This window comes from Escherichia sp. GZ89, from assembly GCF_019366485.1.
GTDB lineage: Bacteria > Pseudomonadota > Gammaproteobacteria > Enterobacterales > Enterobacteriaceae > Escherichia > Escherichia fergusonii.
Map to the genome: position 1 here is coordinate 272,294 of NZ_JAEOHX010000002.1, position 18,830 is coordinate 291,123.

The 18,830-nt window shown below is 48.8% G+C and carries 18 protein-coding genes and 1 riboswitch; of the genes, 7 read left to right on the forward strand and 11 right to left on the reverse strand.

Annotated features, from left to right (window positions below; all coding sequences use genetic code 11):
- Positions 1 to 209: 209 nt before the first annotated feature.
- A complete protein-coding gene (locus K0335_RS05635; RefSeq protein WP_104920263.1) occupies positions 210 to 1,415 on the reverse strand; it encodes an RNA-guided endonuclease TnpB family protein in 1,206 nt (401 codons plus the stop codon).
- A gap of 12 nt (positions 1,416 to 1,427) precedes the next feature.
- On the opposite strand from K0335_RS05635, the gene tnpA reads away from it, so the two are divergent.
- From tnpA to hldE, 4 genes are all read left to right on the forward strand, one after another.
- Positions 1,428 to 1,880, forward strand: coding sequence for an IS200/IS605-like element ISEc41 family transposase (gene tnpA, locus K0335_RS05640; RefSeq protein WP_000266197.1), 453 nt, complete (start codon positions 1,428 to 1,430; stop codon positions 1,878 to 1,880).
- 70 nt (positions 1,881 to 1,950) lie between these two features.
- On the forward strand, positions 1,951 to 3,252 hold the full coding sequence (gene ygiF, locus K0335_RS05645) for an inorganic triphosphatase (protein ID WP_000046312.1): 1,302 nt from the start codon (positions 1,951 to 1,953) through the stop codon (positions 3,250 to 3,252).
- A gap of 22 nt (positions 3,253 to 3,274) precedes the next feature.
- The gene (glnE, locus tag K0335_RS05650) at positions 3,275 to 6,115 is read left to right on the forward strand and encodes a bifunctional [glutamate--ammonia ligase]-adenylyl-L-tyrosine phosphorylase/[glutamate--ammonia-ligase] adenylyltransferase (protein ID WP_104920264.1); all 2,841 of its coding nucleotides are present in this window, start codon (positions 3,275 to 3,277) and stop codon (positions 6,113 to 6,115) included.
- Positions 6,116 to 6,162: 47 nt separating this feature from the next.
- Positions 6,163 to 7,596, forward strand: a complete 1,434-nt coding sequence (gene hldE, locus K0335_RS05655; RefSeq protein ID WP_219393762.1) for a bifunctional D-glycero-beta-D-manno-heptose-7-phosphate kinase/D-glycero-beta-D-manno-heptose 1-phosphate adenylyltransferase HldE — start codon at positions 6,163 to 6,165, stop codon at positions 7,594 to 7,596.
- Between the two features lie 119 nt (positions 7,597 to 7,715).
- Here hldE and K0335_RS05660 read toward each other — a convergent pair whose 3' ends face one another.
- The 5 genes from K0335_RS05660 to K0335_RS05680 form a co-directional block, all read right to left on the reverse strand.
- Entirely contained in the window at positions 7,716 to 7,775 is a 60-nt protein-coding gene (locus K0335_RS05660) for a type I toxin-antitoxin system Ibs family toxin (protein WP_071821827.1), read from the reverse strand.
- Positions 7,776 to 8,091: 316 nt separating this feature from the next.
- Entirely contained in the window at positions 8,092 to 8,151 is a 60-nt protein-coding gene (locus K0335_RS05665; RefSeq protein ID WP_104917541.1) for a type I toxin-antitoxin system Ibs family toxin, read from the reverse strand.
- Between the two features lie 316 nt (positions 8,152 to 8,467).
- A complete protein-coding gene (locus K0335_RS05670; RefSeq protein WP_001387081.1) occupies positions 8,468 to 8,527 on the reverse strand; it encodes a type I toxin-antitoxin system Ibs family toxin in 60 nt (19 codons plus the stop codon).
- Between the two features lie 238 nt (positions 8,528 to 8,765).
- Positions 8,766 to 10,427 carry a flotillin family protein gene (locus tag K0335_RS05675; RefSeq protein WP_219393763.1) on the reverse strand — a complete coding sequence of 554 codons (1,662 nt, stop codon included), beginning with the start codon at positions 10,425 to 10,427 and terminating at the stop codon, positions 8,766 to 8,768.
- Between the two features lie 30 nt (positions 10,428 to 10,457).
- The gene (locus K0335_RS05680) at positions 10,458 to 11,087 is read right to left on the reverse strand and encodes an OB-fold-containig protein (RefSeq protein ID WP_000583249.1); all 630 of its coding nucleotides are present in this window, start codon (positions 11,085 to 11,087) and stop codon (positions 10,458 to 10,460) included.
- A 256-nt stretch (positions 11,088 to 11,343) separates the two neighbouring features.
- On the opposite strand from K0335_RS05680, the gene glgS reads away from it, so the two are divergent.
- Entirely contained in the window at positions 11,344 to 11,544 is a 201-nt protein-coding gene (glgS, locus tag K0335_RS05685; RefSeq protein WP_002431355.1) for a cell surface composition regulator GlgS, read from the forward strand.
- 169 nt (positions 11,545 to 11,713) lie between these two features.
- Here glgS and ubiK read toward each other — a convergent pair whose 3' ends face one another.
- On the reverse strand, positions 11,714 to 12,010 hold the full coding sequence (gene ubiK, locus K0335_RS05690; protein ID WP_002432556.1) for a ubiquinone biosynthesis accessory factor UbiK: 297 nt from the start codon (positions 12,008 to 12,010) through the stop codon (positions 11,714 to 11,716).
- Positions 12,011 to 12,131: 121 nt separating this feature from the next.
- A riboswitch (FMN riboswitch) is annotated at positions 12,132 to 12,280 on the forward strand.
- 105 nt (positions 12,281 to 12,385) lie between these two features.
- On the opposite strand from ubiK, the gene ribB reads away from it, so the two are divergent.
- Positions 12,386 to 13,039: a 3,4-dihydroxy-2-butanone-4-phosphate synthase gene (ribB, locus tag K0335_RS05695; protein WP_001076985.1), complete on the forward strand. Its 654-nt coding sequence runs from the start codon at positions 12,386 to 12,388 to the stop codon at positions 13,037 to 13,039.
- 53 nt (positions 13,040 to 13,092) lie between these two features.
- Here the strand turns inward: ribB and K0335_RS05700 are convergent, their stop codons facing one another.
- From K0335_RS05700 to K0335_RS05715, 4 genes are all read right to left on the reverse strand, one after another.
- Complete coding sequence (locus K0335_RS05700) at positions 13,093 to 14,148, reverse strand: pilus assembly protein (protein WP_160193716.1); 1,056 nt, start codon at positions 14,146 to 14,148, stop codon at positions 13,093 to 13,095.
- A complete protein-coding gene (locus K0335_RS05705; RefSeq protein WP_104920271.1) occupies positions 14,145 to 14,885 on the reverse strand; it encodes a molecular chaperone in 741 nt (246 codons plus the stop codon). The genes K0335_RS05700 and K0335_RS05705 overlap by 4 nt, the downstream gene beginning before the upstream one ends.
- Positions 14,886 to 14,900: 15 nt before the next feature.
- Complete coding sequence (locus K0335_RS05710) at positions 14,901 to 17,423, reverse strand: fimbria/pilus outer membrane usher protein (RefSeq protein WP_104920272.1); 2,523 nt, start codon at positions 17,421 to 17,423, stop codon at positions 14,901 to 14,903.
- 86 nt (positions 17,424 to 17,509) lie between these two features.
- Positions 17,510 to 18,073: a fimbrial-like protein gene (locus tag K0335_RS05715; RefSeq protein ID WP_000475130.1), complete on the reverse strand. Its 564-nt coding sequence runs from the start codon at positions 18,071 to 18,073 to the stop codon at positions 17,510 to 17,512.
- A gap of 570 nt (positions 18,074 to 18,643) precedes the next feature.
- Between K0335_RS05715 and K0335_RS05720 the strand changes: the two genes are divergently transcribed.
- Complete coding sequence (locus K0335_RS05720; RefSeq protein ID WP_002431356.1) at positions 18,644 to 18,811, forward strand: hypothetical protein; 168 nt, start codon at positions 18,644 to 18,646, stop codon at positions 18,809 to 18,811.
- Positions 18,812 to 18,830 lie beyond the last annotated feature (19 nt).

An 18,830-nucleotide genomic window follows, 5' to 3' on the forward strand; every position in this document is an offset into this window, starting at 1 on the left:
TGCCCGTTGCATGGCAATTTGGCGCAAAATACTATCTACTGACAAAAAAGATCGCATTAAGTTCGCCGTTCATCGTCACTTATGTGACATAACCGATAAGTAAAGGCCTTGACATCCTCCCCCACCTTCGCGCAAAGCGACTCAGGAGGGGGATTCCCTTGTCAGGGTAGCAATACGTTGCCGCATTGCCCGGTTCCTCGCTCGACGGCTTACGCCGCCTTACGGGCGCGTCCTTTACGGACTGACGGCAATATTTGTCCTGCCGCCATGACTTCAAAACCTGCTGTTAATATATTGCGAGCGCCGTTTACATCGGCGTTTGCCGTATAGCCGCACGCGGTACAGATAAAGCTCGCCTGCGTCCTGCGGTTATTTTTCGATGTATGCCCACAACATGCGCATTTCTGACTGGTGTACGCCGGATTAATCGCCAGCACATCACCGCCGCGCCATGCCTGCTTATATTCGAGCTGGCGGCGCATTTCTGCCCAGCCCTGATCCAGTATCGCCCGGTTAAGACCTGATTTTGCCGCGACGTTGCGCCCCGGCTGGTCTACCGTACCCGCTGCTGATTTTGACATGTTCGAAACCTTTAAATCCTCAATGACTATCATCGCGTGGTTTTTGCTGATCGTCGTCGTGGTTTTATGAAGGTAATCGCGGCGGATGTTTGCGATATGAGAGTGGAAACGGGAAATCTTCGCTTTCTGCTTTTTCCAGTTGGCGGAGAATTTAACCATCCGGGCCAGACGGCGCTGTAAGCGAGCCAGCTTATCCTGATTTTTTTTAAAGCTGTTTACCGGTTCAAAGACCGTGCCGTCTGAAAGTGTTGCCAGCTTTGTTATACCTGCATCCAGGCCTATTGCGCTGGTCGATGCGTGAATCGGATCGGTAACAGCTAATTCGACCTGAAAAGACACATACCAGTGTCCGGCATGCTGGCTGATGGTGCAATTTTTAATGACGCCTTCAATCTTCCGGGACTGACGAAATTTAACCCAGCCCAGTCCTGACGGGAGTTTCACACGGCCATAATCCAGCCCACAATATTTGCTGAAATTGACGAACCGGATAGAGTCGCAGCCTTTGGTTTTCTTTTTGAAAACGGGCTTTTCAGCCGTCAGGGATTTATCAAAACAGCGATCCCATGCGCTCCGCAGGTCTTTCAGTTTCTGCTGAAGGTTGTCAGTGTAACCCTCAGCAAGAAAGGCCAGCTCAGGGAGTTTTTTCCAGCCCGTAAGTCGTTTATTCAGGTTGAAAGCTGACGGAATTTTTCCGCCCGCGTCATGAATGCTCAGTGTTTCATTCAGTGCATAGTTCCAGACAAAGCGAGCGCAACCGCACAACTGACGCAACCTTTGCGCCTGCTGGTCAGTGGGGTAGAGCCTGTATTTATATGCTTTCTGGATTAACATTTTGCATTCAGTATGTGGTTGTTTAGAATGTACAATATATCCACATTTTTTTGGGAGGGTCAATACGTGTGCGAAATCAATCGTTCACGCTATTCAGCTTACCTGTTGCATGTTCACGTTGTTTTTATGACAAAATACCGCCGTCCAGTTTTTGGTGAATTGCATCATGCAAACATGCGTCAGTATGTAGCGGAGGTGTGCGCGGACTTTGGCGCCGAGTTAAAGGAATGTGACGGCGAGGCAGATCATGTTCACATGCTGATTGAATACCCACCGTTGGTGCAACTCACAAAGCTGGTAAACAGCCTTAAGTCCGTTACCAGTAGGCGGCTGCGGAATGATTTTATTGATTTGCGCGCCGCGTATTCAAAGCCCGTACTCTGGTCACGCTCTTATTTCATCGGTTCATGTGGTGGAGCACCGCTGGAAGTTGTGAAAAAGTATATTCAGAATCAGCGTGGCTGATAAACTGCGGGCTTAACAGCCCAAATTCCCCTCCCGCCTACGTTGGGGGGGAGTACCCAGTGGAGGAAGGATGGCTCAGGAAATCGAATTAAAGTTTATTGTTAATCACAGTGCCGTTGAGGCGCTGCGTGACCATCTCAATACGCTGGGCGGCGAGCACCATGACCCCGTGCAGTTGCTGAATATTTACTACGAAACGCCGGATAACTGGTTGCGTGGACACGATATGGGCTTACGTATTCGTGGCGAAAATGGCCGCTATGAGATGACCATGAAAGTCGCAGGAAGAGTGACTGGCGGTTTACACCAGCGCCCGGAATATAATGTGGCGTTGAGCGAGCCGACGCTCGAGCTGGCGCAGTTACCGACGGAAGTCTGGCCGAACGGCGAGTTACCAGCCGATCTCGCGTCCCGCGTGCAGCCACTGTTCAGCACCGATTTTTATCGCGAAAAATGGTTGGTGGAGGTCGATGGCAGCAGCATTGAAATCGCTCTCGATCAGGGCGAGGTGAAAGCGGGTGAATTTGCTGACCCTATCTGTGAGCTGGAACTGGAGCTGCTTAGCGGCGATACGCGCGCGGTACTGAAACTGGCGAACCAACTGGTATCGCAAACTGGATTACGTCAGGGCAGCCTGAGCAAAGCCGCGCGCGGCTATCATCTGGCGCAAGGCAATCCCGCGCGTGAAATCAAACCCACCACCATTTTGCATGTTGCGGCAAAAGCTGATGTGGAACAGGGGCTGGAAGCGGCGCTCGAGCTGGCGTTAGCGCAATGGCAGTATCATGAAGAACTGTGGGTACGTGGCAACGATACGGCGAAAGAGCAGGTGCTGGCAGCCATCGGTCTGGTCCGTCATACGCTGATGCTGTTCGGCGGTATTGTGCCGCGTAAAGCGAGCACTCACTTACGTGATTTGCTGACTCAATGCGAAGCGACCATCGCTTCAGCGGTGTCTGCCGTAACGGCGGTCTACTCTACCGAAACGGCGATGGCGAAGCTGGCGTTGACCGAATGGCTGGTAAGCAAATCCTGGCAGCCGTTTTTAGATGCCAAAGCGCAGGGCAAAATCAGCGATTCTTTCAAACGCTTTGCCGATATCCATCTTTCCCGCCATGCCGCTGAACTGAAAAGCGTTTTCTGCCAGCCATTAGGCGATCGCTACCGTGACCAATTGCCGCGCCTGACGCGTGACATTGACTCAATATTGTTGCTGGCGGGTTACTACGATCCTGTCGTCGCGCAAGCCTGGCTGGAGAACTGGCAGGGACTGCGTCATGCCATTGCGACCGGGCAACGCATTGAAATTGAACATTTCCGTAATGAGGCAAACAATCAGGAACCGTTCTGGTTGCACAGCGGAAAACGTTAATCAGGCAAGGATAAAATCGCTTATGAAGCCGCTCTCTTCACCGTTACAGCAGTACTGGCAGACCGTTGTTGAGCGGCTGCCAGCGCCTTTAGCCGAGGAATCACTTAGCGCACAGGCGAAGTCAGTACTTACTTTCAGTGATTTTGTGCAGGACAGCGTAATTGCGCATCCAGAGTGGCTGACGGAACTGGAAAGCCAGCCGCCGCAGGCCGACGAATGGCAGCATTACGCTGCATGGTTGCAGAAGGCGCTCAGTGATGTAAGCGACGAAGCTGGGTTAATGCGCGAGCTGCGTCTGTTCCGGCGGCGCATTATGGTGCGTATCGCCTGGGCGCAAACTCTGGCGCTGGTTACTGAAGAGAGCATATTGCAGCAGCTCAGCCATCTGGCGGAGACATTGATTGTCGCCGCGCGTGACTGGCTGTATGAGGCCTGCTGCCGCGAGTGGGGTACGCCGTGCAATGCACAGGGCGAAGCGCAACCGCTGCTGATTTTAGGCATGGGTAAGCTGGGCGGCGGGGAGCTGAATTTTTCCTCAGATATCGATCTGATTTTTGCCTGGCCGGAACATGGTTGCACGCAGGGCGGACGCAGGGAACTGGATAATGCGCAGTTTTTTACCCGCATGGGTCAGCGGCTGATTAAAGTGCTGGATCAACCAACGCAAGATGGCTTCGTCTATCGCGTGGATATGCGACTGCGTCCGTTTGGCGAAAGTGGTCCGCTGGTGCTGAGCTTTGCGGCGCTGGAAGACTATTACCAGGAGCAGGGGCGCGACTGGGAGCGATACGCGATGGTCAAGGCGCGGATTATGGGCGATAGCGACGGCGTCTATGCTAACGAGTTGCGTGCGATGCTGCGCCCGTTTGTTTTCCGCCGTTACATCGATTTCAGCGTGATCCAGTCGCTGCGCAACATGAAAGGAATGATTGCCCGTGAAGTACGTCGTCGTGGTTTGACCGATAACATCAAACTTGGCGCGGGTGGCATTCGCGAAATTGAATTTATCGTTCAGGTGTTCCAGCTCATTCGCGGTGGGCGCGAGCCGTCGCTGCAATCCCGCTCTTTACTACCCACTCTCAGCACCATTGCCGCGCTGCATCTGCTTTCTGAAAACGATGCCGAACAATTGCGAGTGGCGTATCTCTTCCTGCGGCGTCTGGAAAACCTGCTGCAAAGCATTAACGACGAACAAACCCAGACGCTTCCTTCGGATGAGCTTAACCGTGCGCGGCTGGCATGGGCAATGGATTTCGCGGACTGGCCGCAACTAACCGGGGCGCTGACCGGACATATGACCAATGTGCGCCGGGTGTTTAACGAATTGATTGGCGATGACGAAAGCGAAACACAGGAAGAGTCGCTATCGGAACAGTGGCGTGAGTTGTGGCAGGATGCGTTGCAGGAAGATGACACCACGCCAGTGCTGGCGCATCTTAGCGAAGATGATCGCAAACAGGTGCTAACGCTGATTGCCGATTTCCGCAAAGAGCTGGATAAGCGCACAATCGGGCCACGCGGACGTCAGGTGCTCGACCATCTGATGCCACATCTGCTAAGAGATGTCTGTACACGTGAAGACGCTGCTGTCACGCTGTCGCGCATTACGGCCTTGCTGGTGGGGATTGTTACCCGCACCACCTATTTAGAATTGCTCAGTGAATTTCCTGCGGCGCTTAAGCATTTGATTTCTCTGTGTGCCGCATCGCCGATGATTGCCAGCCAGCTGGCGCGCTATCCGTTATTGCTGGATGAACTGCTCGATCCAAACACTCTCTACCAGCCGACGGCGACCGATGCCTACCGTGATGAACTGCGCCAGTATTTGCTGCGCGTGCCGGAAGATGACGAAGAACAACAGCTTGAGGCGCTGCGTCAGTTCAAACAGGCGCAACTGTTACGTATTGCGGCAGCGGATATCGCCGGTACGCTACCGGTAATGAAAGTGAGCGATCACTTAACCTGGCTGGCGGAAGCTATGATAGATGCCGTCGTTCAGCAGGCGTGGGTTCAAATGGTTGCCCGCTACGGTAAGCCAAATCACCTGAACGAACGCGAAGGGCGTGGTTTTGCGGTGGTCGGTTACGGCAAGCTGGGCGGCTGGGAGTTAGGCTACAGTTCCGATCTTGACCTGATCTTCCTCCATGATTGCCCGATGGATGCAATGACTGACGGCGAGCGGGAAATCGACGGGCGGCAGTTTTATCTGCGTCTGGCGCAACGCATTATGCACCTGTTCAGCACGCGAACTTCTTCCGGTATTTTGTACGAAGTGGATGCACGGCTGCGTCCGTCCGGGGCGGCGGGAATGCTGGTTACCTCTGCAGAAGCGTTTGCCGATTATCAGAAAAACGAGGCCTGGACGTGGGAGCATCAGGCGCTGGTGCGTGCTCGCGTGGTATATGGTGATCCACAATTGACCGCGCAATTTGACGCGGTACGCCGGGAGATTATGACGCTGCCGCGTGAAGGCAAAACCTTACAGACAGAAGTGCGGGAAATGCGTGAGAAAATGCGCGCCCATCTCGGCAATAAACATCGTGATCGCTTCGATATCAAAGCAGATGAAGGCGGGATTACCGATATCGAATTTATTACCCAATATCTGGTGTTGCGCTACGCCCATGAAAAACCGAAGTTAACGCGCTGGTCAGACAATGTGCGTATTCTGGAGCTGCTGGCGCAAAACGACATTATGGAAGAGCAGGAAGCGATGGTGCTGACCCGTGCTTACACTACGCTGCGCGATGAACTTCATCATCTGGCATTACAGGAATTGCCGGGCCATGTGTCGGAGGATTGCTTCACCGCAGAGCGTGAACTGGTGAGGGCAAGCTGGCAGAAGTGGCTGGTGGAAGAATGAAGTATGGTATTATCGCGCGCAAATTTTGAATCTCTCAGGAGACAGGAATGAAAGTAACGCTGCCAGAGTTTGAACGTGCAGGAGTGATGGTGGTTGGTGATGTGATGCTGGATCGTTACTGGTACGGTCCCACCAGCCGTATCTCACCGGAAGCGCCAGTACCCGTGGTTAAAGTGAATACCATCGAAGAACGTCCGGGCGGCGCGGCCAACGTGGCGATGAACATCGCTTCTCTCGGTGCAAACGCACGCCTGGTCGGGTTGACGGGCATTGACGATGCGGCGCGCGCGCTGAGTAAGTCTCTGGCCGACGTCAACGTCAAATGCGACTTCGTTTCTGTACCGACGCATCCGACCATCACCAAACTGCGGGTGCTTTCCCGCAACCAACAGCTGATCCGCCTGGATTTCGAAGAAGGTTTCGAAGGCATTGATCCGCAACCGCTCCATGAGCGGATTAATCAGGCGCTGAGTTCGATTGGTGCGCTGGTACTTTCGGACTACGCGAAAGGTGCGCTGGCAAGCGTACAGCAGATGATCCAACTGGCGCGTAAAGCGGGCGTTCCGGTGCTGATTGATCCAAAAGGGACCGATTTTGAGCGCTACCGCGGCGCTACGCTGTTAACGCCGAATCTCTCGGAATTTGAAGCTGTTGTTGGTAAATGTAAAACAGAAGAAGAGATTGTTGAACGCGGCATGAAACTGATTGCCGACTACGAACTCTCTGCGCTGCTGGTAACCCGTTCCGAGCAGGGGATGTCGCTGCTGCAACCGGGTAAAGAGCCGCTGCATATGCCAACCCAGGCGCAAGAAGTGTATGACGTCACCGGTGCGGGCGATACGGTGATTGGTGTGCTGGCAGCAACGCTGGCGGCGGGTAATTCGCTGGAAGAAGCCTGCTTCTTTGCCAACGCGGCGGCTGGCGTGGTGGTTGGCAAACTGGGAACATCCACGGTTTCACCGATCGAGCTGGAAAACGCAGTACGTGGACGTGCAGATACCGGCTTTGGTGTGATGACCGAAGAGGAGCTGAAGCTGGCGGTAGCGGCGGCGCGTAAACGCGGTGAAAAAGTGGTGATGACCAACGGCGTCTTCGACATTCTGCACGCCGGGCATGTCTCCTATCTGGCAAACGCCCGTAAACTGGGTGACCGTTTGATTGTCGCCGTCAACAGCGACGCCTCCACCAAACGGCTGAAAGGGGATTCCCGCCCCGTTAACCCGCTCGAACAGCGTATGATTGTGCTGGGCGCACTGGAAGCGGTCGACTGGGTGGTGTCGTTTGAAGAAGACACGCCGCAGCGCCTGATCGCGGGGATCTTGCCAGATCTGCTGGTGAAAGGCGGCGACTATAAACCAGAAGAGATTGCCGGAAGTAAAGAAGTCTGGGCCAATGGTGGCGAAGTGCTGGTGCTCAACTTCGAAGATGGTTGTTCGACCACTAACATTATCAAGAAGATCCAACAGGATAAAAAAGGCTAACCGGAAAGCGGTTCACAGTTCTCGCTTCGTACCTGGCGGGCCTATTGACGCTGTTGTTTTTTCAACCTAGAGTAAAGGAACAAGGGTAAGGGAGGATTTCTCCCCCCTCTGATGAGTTGTTAGTAAGTCGGGAAACTTAATAGTAACAACACAATCAGTATGATGACGAACTTCATCATAACCCTTTCCTTCTATAAGGCCCCTTCCTCGGGAGGGGCTTTCCCGTTTCAGCCCCTTGCTGACTCCCCGATTGTTGATGAGCGCCAGACCCCGCGCAATGCTTTCCCAGAGGCAGTTTTCCCTTCCCCGAGCGGTCACGCAAAACGCTGCAACGTCCTGAGCATTTGCACTTTTTAGCGGAACGCAGATATAAAAAATCCCCGGCTTTTTGGGCCAGGGATATGTGTTAATGAAACCTTCTTGACGCTGATTTTTTTTCAACCTAAAGTAAAGGAACAAGGGTAAGGGAGGATTTCTCCCCCCTCTGAATGGCCGTTAATAAGCGTGGAAACTTATCAGTAACAGCACAATCAGTATGATGACGAGCTTCATCATAACCCTTTCCTTATACAAGGCCCCTTCCTCGGGAGGGGCTTTCCCGTTTCAGCCCCTTGCTGACTCCCCGATTGTTGATGAGCGCCAGACCCCGCGCAACGCTTTCTCTGTGGCAGTTTTCCCTTCCCGGAGCGGTCACGCAAAACGTTGCAACAACCTGAGCATTTGCACTTTTTAGCGGAACGCAGATATAAAAAATCCCCGGCTTTTTGGGCCAGGGATATGTGTTAATGAAACCTTCTTGACGCTGATTTTTTTTCAACCTAAAGTAAAGGAACAAGGGTAAGGGAGGATTTCTCCCCCCTCTGATTGGCTGTTAATAAGCTGCGAAACTTACGAGTAACAACACAATCAGTATGATGACGAGCTTCATCATAACCCTTTCCTTATACAAGGCCCCTTCCTCGGGAGGGGCTTTCCCGTTTCAGCCCCTTGCTGACTCCCCGATTGTTGATGAGCGCCGGACCCCGCGCAATGCTTTCTCTGATGCAGTTTTGCCTTCCCGGAGCGGTCACGCAAAACGTTGCAACAACCTGAGCATTTGCACTTTTTAGCGGAACGCAGATATAAAAAATCCCCGGCTTTTTGGGCCAGGGATGTTCATAGTTGAAAATTTATTCTATGTTTTCTGCGACGGGAGTTGTTGAAGTTAAGGGTGAAGTCAATGCCGCCAGCGAGCCGCCTGAAACACCGATTTCATTGAGTAAGGAGTCTATCAGCGGTGCCTGTGTGCGGTAAGAAAGCGCAGCTGATAATGCCTGTTCAGCCAGATTTCCGCCACTAACGCTGCCTGATGCCGCATCCCCCGCAGCGCCACCTCGGTTTAATCCATCGACCTGAATAATCTTAATACCGTTGATAGACTTCATTGGTTCCACGGATTTCTCAATTACCGCAGGGAGCGCCTGCAACAATGCCAGTTTGAATTTAAGGCTGGTTTGCTCGTTAGAAAGTACGTTGATAGCATCGTTCAGCGCACGTTGCGCTTCTGCTTCCGCCAGGCCTTTTTTACGCGTAGCTTCGGCTAACTCAACGATCGCCGCCGCCTGCATCTCTGCGGCTTCTTTCTCTGCTTTCGCTCGCACGGTTAGTTCAACTGCTTTGGTTTCTGCATCCTGTGCTGCGGCAATCAGCGCCACCTGCTTGGCACGATCGGCTTCGGCTGTCTGGCGAGTGGTTTCTACGTTTTGTTGGGCGCTTACCGCTTCTGCGAGCGCAAGGTTAGCACGCGCTTCTGCCTGTGATTGTTGTTCTGATTTTGCCGCAATGGCGATTGATTTCGTCTGGTTAGCGATTTCGGTGACCTGTTGCTGTTCGATCTCTTTAATGCGAACTTCACGTTCGGCCTCAACCTTTCTTGAGCGGACGGCCTGTTCGCGATCGATTTCCGTTTCCTGAATCTGTCGTTCAGCCAGAATTCGCGTCTGCTCTGCTTCACGACGACGTTCAGCTTCAAAAGCCGCAATTTTCGCATTCTGCTCAGCGGTACGGGTTTTAACCTGCTGCTCCTGTTCAAGCGTCATAAACGCTTCTTGCTGTTCAATCTCCAGCTTTCGAGACAACGCATCACGATTTTTCTCACGCACAGCAACTTCTACATCCTGTTCAACTTCGTTACGTTCGCGACGACGGCGCTCTGTTTCCTGAGTCAGTTTGGTTAAACCTTCGGCGTCAAAGGCATTGTTCGGATTGAAATGCTCTTTCGAAGTCTGGTTAAAGTTGGTAAGTGAAACGCTCTCCAGCTCAAGACCGTTTTTCGACAGGTCTTCTGCGACAGTATTTTGTACTCCCTGCACGAAGTTCTCGCGGGTATCCTGTAACTCATGCATGGTCATTTGCGCAGCTGTTGCACGGAGGGCATCGACAAATTTATCTTCAACCAGCATACGTAAGTCTTCAGGCGACAGGGTACGTTGCCCCAGCGTCTGGGCCGCAGTGGCAATCCCTTCTACTGACGGTTTTACCCGCACAAAGAAAGCAACGACTACATCAACACGCATACGATCTTTGGTGATGAGGCTGTCTATCGTCGAGCGGCTGACTTCCAGTTTCAGGGTATTCATATTGATGGGGATTATTTCATGGAAGATTGGCATCACGATTGCGCCACCGCTCATCACTACTTTTTGCCCCCCTAAGCCAGTACGGACAAATGCTTGTTCTGCCGAAGCGCGGCGATAAAGTCGCGCGAAAATAATTCCAACAATCAAAAAAATGAATACAGAAATAATTGCTGTAAACATCCATGAGGGCAATATATTAACTAAGTCATCCATTATTAATAATTCCTTTTGGTGAGTTAAAAATTACAAAACATCCGGCCATGGATTTCTTTCAGCCAAATAACGAGTGGCAGAAATTCGGCAGATAATCAAAACCTTGTCTCCTTTTTGAAACGACTTTCCTTCTTCGGGTTCCAGTAATAAATAATGTAATTGTCCATGTTGATCTGTAAGTCTGCCTTCGCAGGGTGTTCCCTGTATCGCCCGATGCCCAGTAATAATGGCCATTTTGCCAATATACTCATCTTCGGCAATGGCAGTCGTTTCATCGCGAGGTAACCAGGGGGCGATGACCTTACCACTGAAATGAACAGCGAAAATAGCGGCAATAAAACTGACTGGACCGAGTATCAGATTGCTGAGCGGGATTTGCCAGAGAGTGACCATACCGTGCTGGAACAGAATACCAAACAAACCAAAGAACCCCGCTAACAGACAGATGACCACCAACGCTGGTATTCTTCCAATATTCAGAAAATGTAATACTTGTCCAGGAGTACCAGAATCAAGGGAATCGAAGTGATCAAAATGAGCATCGATAGCGCCGGAGAGCATATGGCCAAAGATAAGCGAAACTATTTCCAGGATACCGATAAGTAATACAAATGAAATGGCAAACAGATACGGCTCGTTATAATCAGAAAATATAATCATGCCACCTTTTCCTTGCTATAAATATTTTAAAGTTAATAATTTATTCCCTTACATTAACACTGGTAAATAATACCATGAGACTATTTATTCTTTAAATCTGAAAAATCTATTTTTTGATTTTTGTATTCACGTGATTTGTGAATGTCTGCAATATATTTGCGCACGTTATGTTTAAAGTGACTATGCTTTAAGGTGAATACTGATGTTAGAAAAAGCATATGACCTAACAGGTATTCATTAACCGGAGGATATGCTGATGGAAGATAAGCTAAATTCACTAAATAACTTTGATTTTTTGGCGCAAAGTTTTGCCAGAATGCACAAAGAAGGGAGAGCTGTTGATCTGCCGGCCATTACCGGAAATATGGACGAAGACCAACGAACCTGGTTTTGTGAACGCTTTGCATTTTATTGCCATGAGGTTGAGCAAGAACAAGAAGTGGCACTGGAAAGCTAAATGGATAAGGTTAAAAGGAGTGATGGTAATTGCAATGAAGTGTAACCACTAAATTTATCGAACGAACTATTTTTGCCGGATTGAGGGGAAACTCCTCTCCGGCATTTATCGTTTTCATCACTTAATCTTTTTCATCGCCCGATAACATTCGTCACCGGGCAATAGAAACTTATTCCTGTGGATCAATGGGCGGAATAGCCGGAGCTGGTTGTACTTCCGCAGGGATGGAACGTGCTTCAAGTTCGCTAATGCGCTGCTCCAGTAGCGCCAGTTTTTCGCGAGTCCGTAAAAGAACCTGTGTCTGGACGTCGAACTCTTCACGACTTACCAGATCGAGACGCGTCAGCTGCGCTTGAAGGGTTTGGCGGATTTTTTTCTCCACATCTTCCCCGAACTCCCTGATTCCTTTAGGCATCGATTCGTGAACCTGGCGAGCGATTTGCTCAATTTTTTTCGGGTCAATCATTGTAGTTTCCCTGAACTGATAGGTGTTGAATGACATTGTAGTGCGATAAGAGTAAGGCATAAACCAGAATTATGTGAACCTGCGCGTTGCCGCCGCTAATCATTAGCGTTATAGTGATCCTGCTTATTCTCAGGGCGGGGCGAAATTCCCCACCGGCGGTAAATCAACATAGTTGAAAGCCCGCGAGCGCTTTGGGTGCAAACTCAAAGGTCAGCAGATCCGGTGTAATTCCGGGGCCGACAGTTAAAGTCTGGATGGGAGAGAGTAACGATTCTGTCGGGCACGGACCCGCTCACGTTATTTTTTGGCTGCTTGCTGCCACTCCTAAGACTGCCCTGATTCTGGTAACCATAATTTTAGTGAGGTTTTTTTACCATGAATCAGACGCTCCTTTCCTCTTTTGGTACGCCTTTCGAACGTGTTGAAAATGCACTGGCAGCGCTGCGTGAAGGACGCGGTGTAATGGTGCTTGATGATGAAGACCGTGAAAACGAAGGCGATATGATCTTCCCGGCAGAAACCATGACCATTGAGCAGATGGCACTGACCATTCGCCACGGTAGCGGTATTGTTTGCCTGTGCATCACTGAAGATCGCCGTAAACAACTCGATCTGCCAATGATGGTAGAAAATAACACCAGCGCCTATGGCACAGGTTTTACCGTGACCATTGAAGCGGCTGAAGGTGTGACTACCGGTGTTTCTGCTGCTGACCGTATTACGACCGTTCGTGCTGCGATTGCCGATGGCGCAAAACCGTCAGATCTGAATCGCCCGGGCCACGTTTTCCCGCTTCGCGCGCAGGCAGGTGGTGTGCTGACGCGTGGCGGTCATACTGAAGCGACTATTGATCTGATGACGCTGGCTGGCTTTAAACCCGCTGGTGTTCTGTGTGAGCTGACTAATGACGATGGCACGATGGCGCGTGCGCCAGAGTGCATTGAGTTTGCCAATAAACACAATATGGCGTTGGTTACCATTGAGGATTTGGTGGCATACCGCCAGGCGCATGAGCGTAAAGCCAGCTAATGACATGAAATACTAAATATGAAAATGCCGGGGTGTTCCCGGCATTTTTCTGGTTAGTTGTAGTTGATTTTAACGATCAGGTCTTTCTGGAACGGACCATAGACCAGAGAGTCACCTGGTTTTTGGCTTAATTCGGCATGATAATTGCGAGTTGCTATTGCTGCACTTTGTCCTGGAATATAAGCGCTAAAAAATTTGAATTGGTTAAATTCAATATCTTCTTGCGTTTTTTGATCGGTAATTCGCATGAGCAACCCGTTACCCATTTCCAGATGCGTGTTATCATATAATGTATCCGAAGTAAAGAAATTGGTGGCAATGTCAAATTTTTCAGTACAATTGGCTGCCACATCTCTTATAGTAGAAACGCTGAATGCCGCTTTAGGTGCGAATGTTGAAATGGAATTCATTGCGATTTGCCCAAAGTTTACTATCTGGCTTTCCGGGAAAATACGAACATCGACACTACAATCAAGAAATGAAATATTATTTAAGCCAGTAATCGCATAACGTAAATTTTTCGCGTTGCGAGCCATGTTCGCCCCGCCTTCGCCGTCAAATTGCAGCACGTTGACTGTCCCAAAGTTAACTGTCTGATCCCCTGCAGGACGGCTTTTAAATTTTACATAGACGCGAAAGTGAGCATTAAATGTCACCCCTTTTTGAAGGGTACTGCCATTGCATACCGGGCTATGATAAATTCCATTATAGAGTTGCTCATATTTATCTACGCACGCATTAGTATCAATTCCTTCGTTTATCCCCTCATAGTCTATACCATTATAAGTGACACCAAAGGTTAGATACGGATTGTTAAGCATTTCGGCGCTGTTAATTGCAGGTAATTTGATCCAGGCATAAATATTTTCTGTTGGATTACTCCGTGTCCATCCTGTCGCATTGTCGCAATAAACCGTGATATTGACATCTCCGCTTTCCCAAATTTTTTGCCCCGGTTGCGCGTTCTCTGGAATTTTAAACGTTGGCAATATTACGTTAATTGTATTAATGGGATTATCGGTTTTACTATTCTGATAGCAATTAACAGCAAAAGCTGAAACGTTAAAAAACAGGCATAGAATCGCCAGTAGTCGAAAAAGCGTAATCATAATTTCCCCTTCTTCGCAGGTGCGCTTTGGCAGAGAGATTGGATGGAGTTGCATTCCACTTTAAACATCTCCAGTCCACCGTAGTCCGCCACAAAGCCAAGCTGGAAGGTGGAGGGGAGGCTGTTTAAGTGTTGAGCCGCAGAAGCAAACGGTGCCACCATAATGCTGTCCGCACCGGGCATCAGTGTCTTGCCGTTAGTGCCGATATAACCGACGGTAATGTGATAAGGTGTCGGGTTATTTAGAGCCAACCCCGCGGCGGTGCGGGTAATCGTCACTTTTTGCAGAGGAACCATCTCTCCCTCTTTTAACTCAATCGCTTTCGGTCGCCAGAATAGTTTCAGACGGCTTTGCATGGCGATTTGCATGACATTCTGTTCTTTGGCACGCGGCGGAATTTCCCGCACGTTATAGTAGAACAGCGTTTCTCTGTCCTGTGGCAAGTTGTTTAATGCGGACAGCGCCATCAGGCGAATTTGCACTTGCTCATTGGCCTCGATACGCTCCATCGGCGGCAGTGTTGAAATGTAATCGCGCGTTTTTTTACCGCTGGCATCCTCAATCCACGACTGAGCCAGATAAGGATCGATTTTACTTTGGTTGGTCAGGCGAACCGTTGCACTTTTATTCGAAGCATTAAAAATGATGCGCGTCCTGTCGGGGGAGACTGTCGCCTGGGCGAAGTTGCAGATCCCCAGTAAACAAATCATTCCTGTTGCGGTTAATAGCGATTTCATTTTATTCATCCTGAATTAGTTGACTGTTTTACAAGGCAAAATAATGGCACTTTCGCTGATGTTACTTTGGTTAGGGGGGGTAATTTCGCAGGAGTTATCACCCCAGGTTAAACGCAGGGTGCTGTTTTCCTGAATCCCGCTGAGATAAACAAAGCCATCTTCCGCCACCAGGCCCACATCTTTACCGGTCGCTTTATCCGTGACATTCACCCCCAGTGGTGGAAAGCGACCATTTTCCTGACGGATAACGCCGACGATTTGGTAACCGGTGGTGGCATTCAGTTTTGCGTAGCCGATGGCACCCTGGGTGAGCGTGGTGCGAATAACCGAGTTTTCGACATCAACACCTTCTGGTAGATCGTTATTGTTCACCCGTAACATGGAGGTGGTGTAGTTCGATAACGAAGGTACAACGGCAATGCCCAGCCCGTTGGTAACGGTACGGTTAGAGTTGATTTCAACGCCGGAGATCCCGGCGGTATCGACCATCATGCGAGCGTTATCGCCGTAGCTATAATCGTGAAGAGCGACCCCATGACGCGTAGCGGTAAGTGAACCGTACCAGCCTGCGGTAACAGAATTGTACTGATTCGGCTGCACGCTGCCGTTAATGTTCAGACGGCCCCATGGTGAATAATGCTGGTAGCTGCCGCGCAACGTTGGTTCGCCATCGCGAATATTGTCGTCCGTTGCTGACGCAGAAATATTCCAGACATTGTTGCGATCCGACGAGTCATACCAGGAAATCATTTGCGAGGTGTTATTGCCATCCGTGCGCTGCATACTGTAGGAGATGTTGCGACTTTGCTGTAACGGCAGAGAGAAAGAGAAGTAATACTGATTTTCCTCGTCATCATCCCAGCGAATACGACTCACCGCCAGCGATGCGGAAATGCCTTTGAAATCGCCAATATCAAAGTTTTTGCTTACTGATATCGAGTAGTTGGTATTGCTAGGGCTGTCCCAGTAGGTATTACGTGTAACGTTAAGATAAGAGTTCATCTCCAACGTCTCAAAGTACTGGTTCAGGGAAATAACATAATTTTCTTTCTCGTTATCAATGGAATCATCACCATTTCTCGAGGAGAGATACTCACCCATCGATACGTAATCTTTATCTGAGAAGCGATACCCTGCAAAAGTAATCTGACTCCCCGTTGACTCGAAATGTTTCGCATAGTTAAACCGATAGCTGTAACCACGCAAATTGTCCCTATTTTGTCGCTGTAAAGAGGCATCAGCTCCGGTGACATCGAAAGAAAGCGAACCAAATTGATTGAGGTTAAAACCGATGCCAGTGGTGATCGCCTGGTAATCATCCGCAGTGAACATGCCGCCGCCATAGAGCGACACATTGTTCAGCCAGCCCCAGGAGGCTTCTGCCGTCCAGAAAAATGGGTTATTAATATCGTTATGTCCGACAGATGTTGGTTTTCCCAGCGACGTTTTGTAGCGTACTTGCCCTTTACGGGTTAAATAGGGGATGGAAGCGGAACCGACCTGAAAAGTATTGGTACGGCCATCTTCTTCTTCAACAGTGACATCCAGTTGACCCTGGAACGACTGGCCCAAATCAGAAATGTTAAACGGCCCAGGCGCAACAGTGGTCTGATAAAGTACACGACCATTTTGTGCTACAGTCACTTTGGCGTTGGTCTGCGCGATACCGGTGATTTGCGGCGCATAACCCTGTAGATCTGGCGGCAGCATACTTTCATCACTTTCCAGTGATGCGCCAGTAAAATGGAAGGTATCGTAAAGATTGGAACTCAGGTCGTACTGTCCCATGGTGAATTTTGACGACCATGAGGGAATCGGGCGAAACAGATAATTTCGCGCAAATTCGCTATCGTGGTTTACCGAGCGGCCATCAGCAAAATTCTGATTGTATTGATAATCGCTACGCAAACGCCATGCACCGAGGTTGAAACCTAAAGTACCGTAGGAACTGATATTCTGGGTGCTGTCTCCGTGATGTGGATCGTACTGGCTGGCGTATACGTTATAGTCGAGGATAAATCCGGTGATACCGTCATCCCAAAATTCTGGCGGCGTCCAGTTTGTTGCCTGGTATTTCAACCATGCCTGGGGAATGCTAAGTGATAATATCATCGTAGATTTATCTAGCCGTGCAGATAATTCCTGTCGTTGACTTAAATCGAGACACTCGCTTCCAGCAGTGCTTTGTAATGATTCAATAAAGTCTGTGTGCAGGCCAAAATTAATTAAATTTTCTCTAGTTAAGCAGAGTAATGAACCGCTTTCATTATCTGCTTTTACCCACTCCAGTATTAATGCTTTCGGTAATATATTTTTATTGATTTGCACACGGACCAGATATTTACCTGGGGTTATGTAGCCTTTTTTCTCAAAACGAGAGATATCAATATTCTCGCGGTCTTCTGCGTCAATCATATCGACGTTGAATTCTACTGCGTGGACTGGCAAAACGAAGAGTAGCGAACACACAACGCCAGACAGGGCATTTTTAATTGCATGGGATAATCTGTCCCGGGTAAACGTGTTTTTATTGTTCATAAAAATCCATTTCTAAAAAGACCCAAAGTTGCCGATGAAATTTCATCGGCTTTACCGCCTGGTGTTGTGTGGGTATTAACTGCCGATTACTTGTAGTCGAGTACGTAATTAGCCTGTGCCTGCACATTACCTGGGGTCGCGGTGCGTCCCAGAGATTCCATACGGGCTTTAAAGTTCAACTCCTGGTAGGAATTAGTCGTCGGGAAGTCGATGGTGATTGGGGTACCAAGAGTCACGTTGGTGTTGTCTGATTTCACCAGACGTACGCCGACATCAGTTGCACCGCCGATGTTACCTTCCAGTGTGTTTTTAAGCAGGTTGGAGTCGGTAGCGTCAACACTGGCAGAACTAAAGGTGATTTTGACTTTATCAACAGTGTTAGTACCGTCAGATAAAATACAATCCTGCAAATGAATGGTGACATCTACAGGCAGAGATTTCTGTCCGCTTTTTAATACAGTATTAGCAACTTCACCGAGGTTAATTGTCTGATCTTCATCACCAGGAGCAATAGAACAAGGTGCATCGATAACTTCACCTTTGAACGTTATTTTACCGGAACCCTGATTAGGGTCATCAGCAAGCGCGTTAAAAGCAACGCCAGATAATAGTGCGGTTGCAACAACAGAGAGGAGCGTTTTTTTAAACATTACTATAATCCTTTATAAATTAGGAAATGCTTGGGATGAGGAAACAATATAGAGTCGAATCTGATATTAATTCCGGTCATAACATTACCATGAATGCAACTGATCTGGCTTGTTATTTTTGCTTAAATGTAATTTAGAGAAACTTAAATTATATTTAAGCTGTATATGATTAAATGGTTATTCATCATAATGCAGTCTTGTGACTGATATAAAATTGATAATTTATATATATTTTATGAATGAATGATTTTCCTGATAGGTCATAATTGATTATAAGTGCCTGTTAATACTGAACTCAATGTTTTTAAATGATAATGATTAAAAATCCTTTGCCTTTATAACTTAGGTTAATGTCGATTTATTTATTTTGATGATATTTATTTGGTGGATATAAATTAATGATTTTTCTGGTTGATTTTTAAGCTATTTTGGTGAGTTATATATCATTTCCTATGATCGAAATCATATAATTGTCTGGTAATTATGCGAGTATATGAATATATTCAACGATGAATATGTGAAATTTTAACGCTAAATGTATAGTATTGTTAAATTTTGAAGGTGAAAAGGATGTTTATTGCCTGGTACTGGATTGTATTAATCGTTCTGTTAGTTGGCGGCTATTTTCTTCATCTTAAGCGTTACTGCAAAGCCTTTCGGCAAGACAGAGATGCTCTGCTGGCTGGTCGTAGTAAGTTAGAACATCGCAATGGCGAAGAGTTGTCTGAAAAGTCATAATAACATTTCTGTCTTCATA